This is a genomic window from Micromonospora sp. NPDC007220 (assembly GCF_040634035.1).
Classification (GTDB): domain Bacteria; phylum Actinomycetota; class Actinomycetes; order Mycobacteriales; family Micromonosporaceae; genus Micromonospora; species Micromonospora reichwaldensis.
Genome location: NZ_JBEYEU010000001.1, coordinates 1,134,132 through 1,147,265, shown reverse-complemented (window position 1 = coordinate 1,147,265; position 13,134 = coordinate 1,134,132). Strand labels below are relative to the sequence as shown.

Sequence of the window (13,134 nt, the reverse complement as noted above, 5' to 3'; positions counted from 1 at the left end):
CGGACCGGGCGGGGCTTCGACCGGGCGGCGGGGTGCGGCGGGTCAGCGGCGGGTGGCGGTGAGGATGGCCAGCAGCGGCACGACCCGCTCGGCCGGGACGGCGTAGTGGCCCCGGCCGGCGCTGCGCAGCCAGCCGGCGGCGGTGAGCTGGCGCAGGTGGTGGTGCAGCTGGCCGGTGGTGCCGAGGCCCTCGATCTCGGCCAGCTCGCCGGTGCCGTGCCGGCCGCCGAGGATCTCCCGCAGCAGGCGCAGCCGCACCGGGTGCGCCAGGGCGGTCAGCACGCCGGCCAGTTCCGTCCAGTCGCCGGCGAGCACGTCGTCGACCATGAGGCCGTACTGCCAGTCGTAGCGCTGGTCGTCGAGGCGGACGGTGCCGGTGTAGAGCACCGCGCCGCCGCCGTCGGCCGGGATCCGTTGCTTCAGCCCGTCGAGCGCCCAGAAGGCGTCGCCGGTCGCCGGGGGCGGCTCGGCCGGGGGCGGCTCCGCCCCGAGTCGCTCCGTCAGGGCCGCGACCTGCGCCTCCAGCGCGCTCAGCCGCTCCTCGATCTCCGCCATACGTCGATAGTACGAACTTACGTAGTTACGTGCAAAGGCGGACCGCCGGAGCGGGTGCCGCGCCGGTCCGCCGGCCCGCTACCGTTCCCGGTCTGGGGAGGTGCCGGTGTACGTCGTATCGGTGATCAATTACAAGGGCGGGGTCGGCAAGACCACCGTCACCGCCAACCTCGGTGCCGAGCTGGCCAACCGCGGGATGAAGGTGCTGCTCATCGACCTCGATCCGCAGGCCAGCCTCACCTTCGGCTTCTACGACCCCGACGACTGGCGGGACCGGCTGCGCGACGGCCGGACGGTGAAGCGCTGGTACGACGGCCTGCGCGGGGACACCCCCGCGACGACCCTGGGCGAGCTGGTCGTCTCCCCCGGCCCGGCCAACGCGCGACTCAGCGGCGCCGGCCGACTCGACCTGATCGCGTCCCACCTCCAGCTCGTCGACATCGACCTGGCGCTGGCCCGGGCGGTGGCCGACGGCGACGAGTACGACGCCGAACTGTTCCGGGTGCGCGGCTCCCTGGCCGAGGGGCTGCACGACGACGCGCTCGGCGGCTACGACATGGTGCTGATCGACTGCCCGCCGAACTTCAACGTGGTCACCCAGTCGGCCATCATCGCCAGCGACCACCTGCTCATCCCGGCGAAGGCCGACTACCTGTCCACGCTGGGCATCGACTACCTGCACGGCAACGTCCGGGAACTGGTCGACCAGTACAACGCCGACGCCCGCCGGTTCGCCACCACCCGCCGACACCACAAGGTCGCCCCCGACGTGGCCGGCGTGGTGTTCACGATGATCCAGCTCATGGCGCAGCGGCCCATCGCCGCCCACCAGGGCTACATGGACCAGGTCCGGGCGCTCGGCCTGCCGGTCTTCCCCACCCCGCTGCGGGAGAACGTCACCGTGTTCGCCACGAACACCCCGCGCGGCGTGCCCGTGGTGCTCCGCGACCGGATCGCCACCCCGGCGGTCCGCGACGAGCTACGCCGGCTCGCCACCGAGTTCCTCGACCACCTCCAGCCCGAGCGGGCCGGGGCGTGACCGACCCGACCCGCGACGTCGCCGACCTGGTGGCCGCGCTGCTCCGGGGGCTGCCCGCCGCCGACCTCGCCGCACTGACGGAGGGGCGGGCCCGGCTCGCGGTGGTACCGGTCGACCCGGCCCCACCCGCCCCACCGCCCGCCGGAACCACCCCCGCCGGGCACCCGGCCACCGCACGCGCCGACCGGCCCAGTCCCGCCGGGCAGCCGGCCACCGAATCCGCCGGCCGGGGCGGGGCCCCCGCGCGCCCGTCAGCCCGGCGGGCGGCGTCCGCGCCGGACCCGGTGGCGGCCCGGGCCGCGCTGGCGTCCATGTCCCGCCGCGACGACGGTACGGCGTACCTCTCCGGCTGGACCGCCCGTGACCTGCGGGTGCTCGCCGCGAGCCTGGAGTTGCGCGGCGTCGGCGGGCTGCGGAAGGCGGACCTGGTCGCCCGCATCGTCGACCGCACCATCGGCTTCCGCCTCGCCTCCGCCGCCATCCGCCGGCTCTGACGCCGGACCCGCCATCCGCCGGCTCTGACGCCGGACCGGAGCGGACGCCGTCTCCGGCATCCGCGGGGTCCCCGGCCCGGCTCCGCCGCGCCGTCCGGGCACCGGGCACGGCGATGGCCGGGCCTGCCCGGCCCGGCCATCGCCCACCGTCGCCCGCTGACGCCCCGGGTACGGCCCTTCCACCAGACACCGTCGCGCTGGTACGGCGGCCGGCCACCGACCGGAGGCGGGCAGGTCGGGTGGCGGTACGACGGGCCGGTGGGTCAGCCGGTCGCGCAGGCCAGTCCGTCGAGGGTGAAGCCGGCCGGGCGGTCGTTGCTCGTGGACCACCCGGCGAGGAAGCCGAACTCGACCGTCCCGCCGGCGGGCAGGGCGGAGTTCCAGGACGTGGGGGTGACCGACACGTCCAGGCCGTCCTGCCGGACCGTGCCGTTCCAGAGCTGGCTGATCCGCTGCCCGTCCGGGAACCGCCAGCGCACCGTCCAGCCGTCGTGCGCCCGCCCGCCGGTGTTGGTGATCCTGACGCTCGCCTGGAAGCCGCCCGGCCACTGGTTGGAGACGGTGTACGTCGCCCGGCAGGCGTCCGGCCCCCCGGTCGGCGTCACCGTCGGCGAAACGGTGGGGCTGACGGTCGGCGAGACCGTCGGGCTGACCGTCGGCGTCGGGGTGGGGTTGATCCGGGTCGGGTCGACGATCCCCCAGTACGCCGACTTGGCCTGGAGTTCCGTGTCGAACAGCAGCGGCGCGTCCTTGCGGGCCACCGGGAAGGTGTCCAGCCAGGTGTCGTCGTCCGCCAGCCCCCACAGGGTCACCGAGGTCAACTCGTCGGCGTAGCGGCGGTAGAGGGCGAACAGGTCCCGGTACCGGTACGCCTGGGTCAGCAGCCGGTCGGCCGGCGGGGTGGGAAAGGATTCGCTGCTGTCGACGTAGATGCTGACGTCCATCTCGGTGACCTGCTGCTCCACCCCGAGCGGGACGAACGCCTGGAGCATCGCCTCGGTCTCGGCGATCGACGGCCACTGGACGTTGACGTGCATCTGGTGCCCGACGCCGTCGATCGGCACCCCTTCGGCGCGCAGCTGGCTCACCAGGTTGCGCAGCTTGTCGCGCTTGGCCGGCACGTTGGTGTTGTAGTCGTTGATGTAGAGCTTGGCCGTCGGCGCGACCTCCCGGGCCACCCGGAACGCGGTACGCAGGTAGTCCAGCCCGCTGATCTCGTACCAGCGGCTGCGCCGCAGCCCGTCGGACTGGTTCTCGTCGACCACCTCGTTGGCGACGTCCCAGACCCCGATGGCGTCGCCGTAGCGGCCGACGACCGCGCGGATGTGCGCCTCCAGCCGGGACAGCAGCAGGGCCTTGTCGGCCGGGTCCGAGGTCAGCGGGGTGCCGTCGGTGTCGGTGAAGACCCAGGCCGGGGTCTGCTGGTGCCAGACGAGGGTGTGTCCGCGTACCGCCAGGTCGTTGTCGGTGGCGAAGCCGACCTGCGCATCGGCGTCGCCCCACCGGAAGGTGCCCTCGGCCGGCTGGGTGGCGTCCCACTTGAGCGCGTTGCCCGGGGTCACCGTGTCGAAGTGCCGGCGCAGCAGGGTGGCCTGGTCGCCGATGATCTGCCGGTTGCCGATCGCCGCCCCGATCGGGAAGTCGGCGGCCAGCACCTCACGCAGGGCCGGGATGTCGGTCTGCACCGGCTTGGTCGGCTGGGACGCCATGGTGAAGTCGTCGATGTGCAGGTCGGCGGTGCCGCTGGCGGTCTCCACGTACGCCGACAACCCGTCCACGTCGTGCGCGAGCACGTACGTGCCGGTGAGCCGGACCCAGGCATCGGCGGTGACGGCGGTGTCGCCCACCACCTGGTCGTAGGCGGAGGTGCCGCCGGAGTCGCGTTGCACGCTGAGCCGGACCTGGCCGGGCGACTGGCCGGCGGCGAGCCGCACCCACACCGTCAGCGTGTAGCGGGTGCCCTTGACCATCTCGTCGAGCAGGTCGAGGGCGGGGCCCTGCCAACTCGCGGTGCGGCCGGAGGCGAGCAGGCTGCGGGTGCCGCCGTGGGCGACGGCGGTGCTGACCGCGACGGTCTCCCCGGCCCGGGGCCGGAAGCCCTCGGTGGTGCCGTCCTCGAAGGTGGCGTCGAGCACCACGACGGGGTCGGCGGCGCGGGCGGGCGGGCTGGTCAGTGGAACGGCGGCGGCCACGGCGACGGTGGCGAGGCAGGCCAGGGCCAGCAGCCCCGGCAGAAGGCGGTGACGGCGCGTCCAGGGAGCGCGCATGGCGGTGTCCTTCCGGTACGGATGGGTGCGCGCGGACCGCTGGGCGAGGTCTCTCGCTTGGGGCGGTCGCACGCCGGTCGACCGGCATGAGCCCGCATGCCGGTGTCCGTGGTCCCGCTCCGCTCGCGGCACCCGTTGCCGGGGGCCGCTGTCGAGAACCGATGGTACGGATCACGGACCCGGCACTCCAGCACGGAGTGCTGAGCGGCGGGCCCCGCCCCGGCGACGACGGCCGCGACCGACGTCGACCCACGCCCTAGGCTGGCCCGTACCGGCGGGTCGAGGAGGTCGTGTGGACAGGTGGGTCGCGTTGCTGCGCGGGGTCAACGTCGGCGGCGCGAAGGTCGCCATGGCCGACCTGCGCCGGCTGGTCACCGGCCTCGGCCACCACGACGCGCAGACGTACCTGCAGAGCGGGAACGTGGTCTTCGGCAGCACGGTGCGCGACGCCGACGCGCTGGCGCGGGGCATCGAGCGGGCCATCGCCGACGAGCTGGGGCTGACGGTGCCGGTGCTGGTGCGCAGCGGCCGGGAACTGGCGGCGGTGGCCGGCGGCAACCCGTACGCCGGGCGGGAGGACGACCCCACGCGGCTGATGGTGGTCTTCCTCGCGACCGCGCCCGACCCGGCCGCCGTGGCCGCCCTGACCGTGCCCGACGGCGAGAACGTGGCGTTCACGGTCGCCGGGCGCGAGGTCTACCTGCACCATCCCGACGGCGGCTACGGCCGGTCGAGGTTCACCAACAACCACCTGGAGAAGAAGCTCGGCGTGGTGGCGACCACCCGCAACTGGCGCTCGGTGCGGGCCCTCGCCGAGATGTCGACGGGCTGAGCCCCCGCCGTCCGGTCCCGCATCGGCAGCCGACCCGGGCGCGACGACGGGCCGGGGGCTGCCGCCCGCGGCCCGTCGCGCGTTGCTCAGAAGTGGTACGCGGTGTGGTACTCCGGCACGATCACCCGGCTGCGCGGCGAGACCCGGCGGATGGCGGCGAGGAACGCGTCCAGCCGCTCGCGGTCCGTCGGCGCCATGGGCACGGGGTTGCGCAGCTCGGTCTCGAAGTTGTCGAAGTGCACCGGCACCACGACCTTCGGCCGGTCCAGCGCGTCGAGCAGCCGCTCGGCGTAGTCGGCGGTGACCGTGGTGCTCGGCAGCGCCAGCATGGCCACATCGGGGGCCAGCCCGGTCAGGTTCCGCTCGGCGAAGTCGCTGGCGCCCATGAAGAAGACCGACGGGCCGCCGGGCACCCGTAGCTGGTACGCGAGGGTGTCGCCCTCGGGCAGGTCGGCGATGGTCTCCGGCTTCGCCGGCTGGCTGACCCGTACGCCGGGGAAGGCCATCGAGTACGACTTGTTGCGGCTGTGCAGGGAGCTGACCACCTCCACCGTGTACGCGCCGAAGTCCAGCACCTCCCCGCCCCGCACCGGGCTGAGCTGCCCCGACGGCAGCCCGTACGCCAGCCCGAGGTGGTAGGCGGTCAGCGTGCCGAAGACCCGGGCGCCGGTGCGGCCGGCGATGTGCGGCACGTCCATGTAGTGGTCCCAGTGGGTGTGCGTGACGAGCACCGTCTCGGCCCGGTCCACCAGGGAGTCCACGACGTCGGTGCGCACCTCCAGCTTCTTGGTCTGGTCGAAGGCGCCCCTGAACAGCCCCGTGTCGATCCGGCTGAGGAAGGGGTCGACCAGGACGGTCCGGTCGCCGACGTCAATGCGCCAGGCGGACGTACCCCACCAGCGGAAGCTGACCGGGCCGCTGCGGCGGCCGGCCGGTGCGGCGGCGACCGGCGCGGTGGCCGGCGGCGCGGCGTGTGCCGGGCCGGTCAGGGCGGCGCCGACGAGCCCGCCGGCGGATACCAGCGCGGTGCTGGCGGCGGCGTCGCGGAGGAAGCGGCGGCGGTCGATGTTGGGCATGCGGAACTCTCCCCGTCGTGGTGCTGATCGGTCGGTGCCGAGCCAACCAGCACGACCCCCGCCAGGTCCAAGATCCATGCCCGACACGGTCGATATCCCGACGCATATCGGAGCAGCTCAGCGGGGTCGTCGGCACCGCCCTGCGGCCGACAGACTCAGCCGGCGCGCAGCCCCTCGACGGCGGCTCGGGCGGCCTGGCCCATCGCCAGGTCCACGTCGATGCGGCGGGTGGCGAGCTGCGTGGCGCGGACGAAGACGGCGACGGCGTACCGCCCGCCGTCGGGGTACTCGGCCACGCCCGCCTCCAGGTGCAGGCCCGGCAGGGTGCCGGTCTTGCCGGTCACCCGCACGCCCGGCGGGAAGCCGGCGGCCAGCCGGGTCCAGAAGAGCTGCCGGGCCATCCAGCCCCGGACCATCGCGCACGCCTCGGGCGGGCCGGCCTCGTCGCGCCAGATCAGGCCGAGCAGCCGGGTGATCTCCCGGGCGGTGCTCGACGTGGTGTGCGCGGGATCGAACATCCGCATCGCGCGGACCCGCTCGGGCGGCAGGGTGGGAAAGATCCGGGCGAAGTCCGCCTCCGTCCGCGCGCCGACGTCGGCGAGCATCGTCTCGACCAGGTGCCGGGGACCGCCGGCGATCCGGGTACGCGGCAGCCCCAGCTCGGCGGCGAGCATCGGCAGCACGTCCGCCCCGACCCGGCGCAGCAGCAGGTCGGCGGCGGTGTTGTCGCTGACCGACATGGCGAAGTAGGCCAGGTCCCGCAGCGACACCTCGGCGTCGTCGGCGCAGCCGGCGATCCCCCACCCGCCGAGCCGGTCGTCGGCGGTGACGAGGACCCGTTCCCGGGGGTCGAGCTGGCCGGCGACGACCTGCCGGGCGAACTCCAGCACCAGCAGCACCTTGAAGATCGAGGCGATCACCACCTGCTCGTCCGCCCGGACCGCCACCTCCAGCCGGCCGCCGGGCTCTCCCGGACCGGCACCGCCGCCGGCCGCGTCGAGGTCGACGACGTGCAGGCAGCCGGTGACCCCGGCCCGCTCGAAGATCTCCACGATCCGCTCCGCCACCACACTGCGCACGGTAGCCGCTGCCCCGCCCCCGCCCACCGCGCGCCCGCTGGACGCAGCGCTCGGCCGCTCGGCCGCTCGGCCGCTCGGCACCAGATCTTGGTAGAAAAGTGCCCCCCGAGGGGCGCTTCGGTACCAAGATCTCGCGCTGGCGTAGGGTCCGGCCGTGGACCTGCTCCGGCACCTGCGGCACTTCGTGGTGGTCGCCGACGAGCTGCACTTCGGGCGGGCGGCCGAGCGGCTCGGCATGGCCCAGCCGCCGCTGAGCCAGTCGGTGCAGCGCCTGGAGCGGGAGTTGGCGGTCGAACTGTTCGACCGGTCCCGGCGGCAGGTGCGGCTGACCACCGCCGGCCAGTTGCTCGTCGGCGAGGCCGAGGAACTGCTGGCCGGGGAGGGCCGGCTGCGCAACCTGATGCGCCAGGTGCGCGACGGCGTGTCGGGGGTGCTCCGGGCGGGGGTGCCGCCGGAGACACCGGCCGTGACCCTGCGCGAGCTGCTCGACCGGCTGGCCGAGCGCGCCCCCGGGCTCGACGTCGACCTGCACGAGCTGACCAGCGGCGAGCAGGAGCGGATGCTCAGCGAGGGGCGGCTGGACGTCGGCCTGCTCCACCATCCCGTCACCGACGACGGGCTGCGCCTCGGTGCCGCCGTCGACGTACCGCTGGGGGTGCTGCTGCCGCGCGCCTCGGCGCTGGCCCGGGGACGGGAGGTCGAGCTGGCGGCGCTGGCCGGACTGGACCTGGTGACCGCGCCCCGGGCCACCGCGCCCGGCTGGCACGACCACCTGCTGGAGGTCTGCCGCCGGCACGGGTTCACGCCGGGGCGGGTCCGCCCGGCGCGGAACCCGGAGTTCCTCTTCGGGCTGGTGCTGGCGGGCGGCGGGGTCGCGGTCGAGCCGGCGGCGACGGCGCGCCGGGAGCCCCGGATCGCCTGGCGGCCGGTCGCCGGGTCGCCGCTCGTCCGGCGCACCTCGGCGGCCTGGCCGCGCCGGGCCGCGCACCCGGCCGCGCCGATGTTCGGGCAGCTCGCGGCGGAGGTGCTGGCCGACGGGTCGGAGCCCCCGGCGCCGCCGCCCGGGCCGGCGCCCCGCCCCTGGCCGGTGCTCTTCGACGAGCCGGCCTGATCACCGGTTGGAAGGCCCCGATCAGGGGTACGCCGAGCGGATCACCGGGCTGGACCGGGGCGAGGCCGGCCGGCAGGGCCCGAACCCGGACACCTTCGACTACGTCCCGGCCTGACGCCCCCACGCCGGCGCACCCGGTCACCCCGCCGGCCCTCCCCTCCCCTGACGCCCGTGGCAGCACCCGCCGCCGACATCGCGCCCCGCCAGTTTCGATCTGGCAGGGCGCTGGCCGCCGTCTCGCGCCCGACGGGTGGAACCGGAGCCGGGAGGGGGAGCCATGACGCCACTGCGCCTCGCCGTGATCATCGGCAGCACCCGGGAGGGACGGGCGGGCGACCGGATCGGCCGCTGGTTCGTCGACCGGGCGCGGCGGCGCGACGAGTTGGCGGTGACGGTCGTCGACCTCGCCGACCACGACCTCCCCGCGAGCTGCCCGGCTGAGCCGACTCCCGCGATCGGCTCGTTCGTCGCGCAGATCGCGCGGGCGGAGGCGTTCGTCGTGGTCACCCCCGAGTACAACCACAGCTTCCCGGGCTCGTTGAAACAGGCGATCGACCACGCGTACGACGAGTGGCAGGCCAAACCGGTCGGCTTCGTGTCGTACGGGTGCGGTTCCATCGGCCTGCACGCGGTCGACCAGCTCCGGACGGTCTTCACCGCACTGCACGCGGTCACCATGCGCGACGTCGTCGGTGTCGACCTGCTCGACGGCGCGCCGTCACCCCCGACGGCCGACCGGTGCGAGCGGGCCGCCGACGTCCTGCTCGACCAGCTCCACTGGTGGGGCCTGACCCTGCGCGAGGGTCGCGCCGCGCGCCCGTACGTCTCCTGAACGTGTGACACCTGAGGAAGGTAGGGAGCATGACACGCACCACCGGCCTGGCCATCGAGGCCGAGGGCCTGACCCGGTCGTTCGGGGACACCCGGGCGCTCGCCGGCATGGATCTACAGGTCCCCGCCGGCACCGTCTACGGGCTGCTCGGCCCGAACGGCGCCGGCAAGACCACGGCGGTACGGGTGCTGGCGACGCTGCTGCGCCCCGACGGCGGACGGGCCCGCGTCTTCGGGCACGACGTCGTCACCGAGGCCAACACCGTGCGCGCCCGGATGAGCCTGACCGGCCAGTACGCCTCCGTGGACGAGGACCTGACGGGGCTGGAGAACCTGATGCTCCTCGCCCGCCTGCTCGGGCACCGCAAGCCGGCCGCCCGGGAACGGGCGGAGGGCATGCTCGCCGCGTTCGGCCTGACCGACGCGGCCGACCGGCAGGTCAAGAAGTACTCGGGCGGCATGCGGCGGCGCATCGACATCGCGGCGAGCATCCTCAACACCCCCGACCTGCTGTTCCTCGACGAGCCGACGACGGGGCTGGACCCGCGCAGCCGCAACCAGGTGTGGGAGATCGTCCGGGCCGTCGTGGCACACGGCACGACGGTGCTGCTGACCACGCAGTACCTGGACGAGGCCGACCAGCTCGCCGGCCGCATCGCGGTGGTGGACCACGGCCGGGTGATCGCGGAGGGCACCCCGGGCGAGCTGAAGTCCTCGGTCGGCTCCGGCACCGTCCACCTGCGGCTGCGTGACCCCGGGCGGCGGTCGGAGGCGGAGAAGCTGCTCCAGGCGGCCCTCGGCGTGCCGGTGCAGCTCGCACCCGATCCGGTCGCGCTGACCGCGCGGGTCGGCGGCGACGGCAGCGACCTCGACGCCAGCGAGCAGGCGGCCCGCGCGCTCGGGGACCTGGCCCGCGCCGGCATCGTCGTCGACGACTTCTCCCTCGGTCAGCCGAGCCTCGACGAGGTCTTCCTGGCCCTGACCGACCACCCCGCCGTCGCGGCCGACGAGCGGGACGATGAGCTGGAGGCAGCCCGATGACCAACGCCACCACGACCGGGCGGGCCCCGTCCGTCTACGTACCCTCGACGGAGGCCCTCGCCACCGTCCTCGCGCCCGGCGCGCGACCGCCCAGGCCCGGCGCGCTGTCGGCGTCGCTCGCGTTCGGCTGGCGCGCGCTGCTGAAGATCAAGCACGTGCCGGAACAGCTCTTCGACGTGACGGCGTTCCCGATCATCATGGTGCTGATGTTCACGTACCTGTTCGGTGGCGCCCTCGCCGACAGCCCGCGCGACTACCTCCAGTTCTTCCTGCCCGGGATCATGGTGACGAGCGTCGTGATGATCACCATGTACACCGGCGTCGGGCTGAACACCGACATCGAGAAGGGCGTCTTCGACCGGTTCCGGACGCTGTCGGTCTGGCGGCCCGCCCCGCTGGTCGGCATGATCTTCGGCGACGTGCTGCGGTACGTGCTGGCGGCCGTGGTCATCCTCGGCGTCGGGCTGGTGCTGGGGTTCCGGCCCGACGGCGGGCTCCCCGGCGTGCTGGCCGGGATCGGCCTGCTGGTGGTCTTCTCGTTCGCGTTCTCCTGGGTCTGGACGTTCTTCGGGCTCGTCCTGCGCAGCGAGAAGTCCGTGATGGGCGCGAGCATGATGGTGCTGTTCCCGCTGACGTTCCTCAGCAACGTGTTCGTCGAGCCCGCCACGATGCCCGGATGGCTCCAGGCGTTCGTCAAGGTCAACCCGATCACGCAGCTGGTGGCCTCGGTACGCGCCGTCATGTCGGGAACCTCGGACGCGTCGGCGATCATGTGGACGCTGCTGTGGACCGCCGGCTTCCTGGTGGTCTTCGGCACCCTGACCATGTACCGCTACAACCGCCGCTGATCCTGCGGACGACGGGCACCGCCACGCAGGTGGTGGTGCCCGTCGTCGTCCGGTGGCCGGCTAGGAGTCGACCCGGACGGTGGTCACCGTGCCGCCGGCGGCGGCGGTGACGCGTACCTCGGTGGCGTCGGCGGGTAGCAGCGCCGCGCCGCGCCCGGCGTCGTGCCACGGCCCGGCGCCGATCCGGTAGCTCAGCGCCGCGCCCTCGGTGGCGACGAGGACGCCCTGCCCGTCCGGCAGCCGCAGCCGCACCGGCAGCGGCGTGGTCCAGTCGGCGAACCCGCTGACCACCGGTTGGAAGGGCGCGCCGGCGTGGGCGAGCAGTGCGATCGCGCGGGCGGGGTCGTCGTCGTACTGGAGGGTCTGGAGCAGTAACTGCCGGCCGTCGGGGGTCGCCCCGTAGACGGTCAGGCTGGGCGATTCCCCAACCCCGTGGGCGCCGCCGGGATCGACGTAGGCGGCGAGCGCGTCCGTCTCGAAAGGGTTCCTGCCGACCTGCGCGGCGGGGGCGTCGCCCCACACCCGGTCCGCTCCGGGCAACGTGTAGGTGAGCTGTCGCGGCGACGTGCTGTCCTTCCCGTCGAAGAGGATTTCCGTCGCATTGGTGATGTGGACGATGTTCGCCATGCTGACCGGCGTCCGGGAAAGGGCCACGGTCAGCCTGTCGCGCTGGGGCGGCACGGGCAGGACGGCGGCCCCGTCCCGGAAGGCCACCGGCTGGAAGGTGCGCTCGATCCGGCCGTCGTCGGCGTACCGGAGCGTCGGTGAGAACTCCACCGGGTGTCCGACGTCGAGCACGACCAGCACGTCGCGGCGCGGCCCGAGCAGCACGGCCTGTGAGTTGCCGTCCGTGCCGGAGTCCACGAGTGTCTCGGTCGTCATGACCCGCGGTCCGGCGGCGGTGGGCTCGACGAACGCGGCCAGGCCGATCTGGCGGGCGCCGTCCGGGCTGGAGACCACATGGTTGATCTCGGTCCGGTGCGCGACGTAGGCGGCGGGCCCGGCCGGCGTGTCTCCCGCCCAGACCACGTGCGGATCGCCCCGGAGGCCGCTCCCGAGTTGCCTCGCCCGATGCCGCCACGCCTCGCGAACCTGTCGCAGATACGCTTCGTCGCCGGCCAGGTCGCCGCGGGTGGGTCCGTCGAGCAGCGGCGAGGCGACCTCCACCGCCGCCCCGTCGTCGGCGAGGTGAAGCGCACCGCCCACGGGTACCGCCACCAGGGCCGCGCACAGCGCGGCCAGGACCGCTCGACGCCGCAGCAACCGGCGACGCCCACCCCGTCGCACGTCGTCGAGCAGGGTCGGCGGGCCGACGAGGTCGTCCGTCACCCGACGCAGGACGCCCCGCACGTCGGTCTCTTCGATGGTCATCGCGCACTCCCGGTGTCGGTCGGGACGGACAGGACGAGATGTGACCCGGCCAGCGCCTCCCGGAGGTGGGCGAGGCCCCGGGAGGCGTGGCTCTTCACGGTGCCCTCGGAGCAGCGCAGCGCCCCGGCCACGTCGGCGACCGACAGGTCCTCCAGGTAGCGGAGCACGACGGCGGCGCGTTGCCGGGGCGGCAGGGTACGCAGCGCCGCGACGACCGCCTGGCGCAGCGCGATGTCGTCGGCATGGTCCCGGGCGACCACGTCGTTGTCACCCAGTGCCTGCTCCGGCCGCCGGGTCCGTCGCCGCCACCGGTTGATCGACCGGTTCACCAGGGCCCGCCGGGCGTACGCCTCCGGTGACTCCCGCACCCGGCGCCAACGCACGTACATCTGCTCCAGCACCTCCTGGAGCAGGTCCTCGGCCGCGTGCCGATCGCCGACCAGCAGGTAGGCCACCCGCAACAGCGCCACCGACCTCGTACGGACGAAGTCGTCGAACTCCGTGCCATGCGGATCTCGCATCTACCCTCCTGGGTCTCTCAGTCAGCAAGACACCGCGGAGGGCTGCGGGGTTTACCGGCCCTCGCCGAC

Annotated in this window: 13 protein-coding genes; 7 read left to right on the top strand and 6 right to left on the bottom strand. The window is 74.2% G+C overall.

Annotated features, from left to right (window positions below; genetic code table 11):
• Positions 1-42: 42 nt before the first annotated feature.
• Positions 43-555 carry an ArsR family transcriptional regulator gene (locus tag ABZ573_RS05420; RefSeq protein ID WP_358115810.1) on the bottom strand — a complete coding sequence of 171 codons (513 nt, stop codon included), beginning with the start codon at positions 553-555 and terminating at the stop codon, positions 43-45.
• Between the two features lie 106 nt (positions 556-661).
• On the opposite strand from ABZ573_RS05420, the gene ABZ573_RS05415 reads away from it, so the two are divergent.
• Together ABZ573_RS05415 and ABZ573_RS05410 are read left to right on the top strand one after the other, a co-directional pair.
• A complete protein-coding gene (locus ABZ573_RS05415) occupies positions 662-1,594 on the top strand; it encodes an AAA family ATPase (protein ID WP_132233766.1) in 933 nt (310 codons plus the stop codon).
• Complete coding sequence (locus ABZ573_RS05410; RefSeq protein ID WP_358115807.1) at positions 1,591-2,088, top strand: Rho termination factor N-terminal domain-containing protein; 498 nt, start codon at positions 1,591-1,593, stop codon at positions 2,086-2,088. Before ABZ573_RS05415 ends, ABZ573_RS05410 begins: the two co-directional genes overlap by 4 nt.
• A 263-nt stretch (positions 2,089-2,351) precedes the next feature.
• On the opposite strand, the gene ABZ573_RS05405 is transcribed toward ABZ573_RS05410, so the two are convergent.
• A complete protein-coding gene (locus ABZ573_RS05405; RefSeq protein WP_358115804.1) occupies positions 2,352-4,355 on the bottom strand; it encodes an endo-1,4-beta-xylanase in 2,004 nt (667 codons plus the stop codon).
• Positions 4,356-4,647: 292 nt separating this feature from the next.
• Between ABZ573_RS05405 and ABZ573_RS05400 the strand changes: the two genes are divergently transcribed.
• Complete coding sequence (locus ABZ573_RS05400; protein ID WP_358115801.1) at positions 4,648-5,187, top strand: DUF1697 domain-containing protein; 540 nt, start codon at positions 4,648-4,650, stop codon at positions 5,185-5,187.
• Between the two features lie 86 nt (positions 5,188-5,273).
• Here ABZ573_RS05400 and ABZ573_RS05395 read toward each other — a convergent pair whose 3' ends face one another.
• Complete coding sequence (locus ABZ573_RS05395) at positions 5,274-6,263, bottom strand: MBL fold metallo-hydrolase (RefSeq protein WP_358115798.1); 990 nt, start codon at positions 6,261-6,263, stop codon at positions 5,274-5,276.
• Positions 6,264-6,418: 155 nt separating this feature from the next.
• On the bottom strand, positions 6,419-7,333 hold the full coding sequence (locus ABZ573_RS05390; protein ID WP_327030615.1) for a serine hydrolase: 915 nt from the start codon (positions 7,331-7,333) through the stop codon (positions 6,419-6,421).
• Between the two features lie 163 nt (positions 7,334-7,496).
• On the opposite strand from ABZ573_RS05390, the gene ABZ573_RS05385 reads away from it, so the two are divergent.
• From ABZ573_RS05385 to ABZ573_RS05370, 4 genes are all read left to right on the top strand, one after another.
• On the top strand, positions 7,497-8,453 hold the full coding sequence (locus ABZ573_RS05385; protein ID WP_151457212.1) for a LysR substrate-binding domain-containing protein: 957 nt from the start codon (positions 7,497-7,499) through the stop codon (positions 8,451-8,453).
• Between the two features lie 277 nt (positions 8,454-8,730).
• The gene (locus ABZ573_RS05380) at positions 8,731-9,285 is read left to right on the top strand and encodes an NAD(P)H-dependent oxidoreductase (RefSeq protein WP_358115795.1); all 555 of its coding nucleotides are present in this window, start codon (positions 8,731-8,733) and stop codon (positions 9,283-9,285) included.
• 29 nt (positions 9,286-9,314) lie between these two features.
• Entirely contained in the window at positions 9,315-10,325 is a 1,011-nt protein-coding gene (locus ABZ573_RS05375; RefSeq protein ID WP_151454235.1) for an ATP-binding cassette domain-containing protein, read from the top strand.
• A complete protein-coding gene (locus ABZ573_RS05370; protein WP_151454236.1) occupies positions 10,322-11,173 on the top strand; it encodes an ABC transporter permease in 852 nt (283 codons plus the stop codon). Before ABZ573_RS05375 ends, ABZ573_RS05370 begins: the two co-directional genes overlap by 4 nt.
• A gap of 60 nt (positions 11,174-11,233) precedes the next feature.
• On the opposite strand, the gene ABZ573_RS05365 is transcribed toward ABZ573_RS05370, so the two are convergent.
• Both ABZ573_RS05365 and ABZ573_RS05360 read right to left on the bottom strand, forming a co-directional pair.
• The gene (locus ABZ573_RS05365) at positions 11,234-12,544 is read right to left on the bottom strand and encodes a hypothetical protein (RefSeq protein ID WP_358115792.1); all 1,311 of its coding nucleotides are present in this window, start codon (positions 12,542-12,544) and stop codon (positions 11,234-11,236) included.
• Positions 12,541-13,065 carry a SigE family RNA polymerase sigma factor gene (locus ABZ573_RS05360; protein WP_327030612.1) on the bottom strand — a complete coding sequence of 175 codons (525 nt, stop codon included), beginning with the start codon at positions 13,063-13,065 and terminating at the stop codon, positions 12,541-12,543. The genes ABZ573_RS05365 and ABZ573_RS05360 overlap by 4 nt, the downstream gene beginning before the upstream one ends.
• Positions 13,066-13,134: the final 69 nt, after the last annotated feature.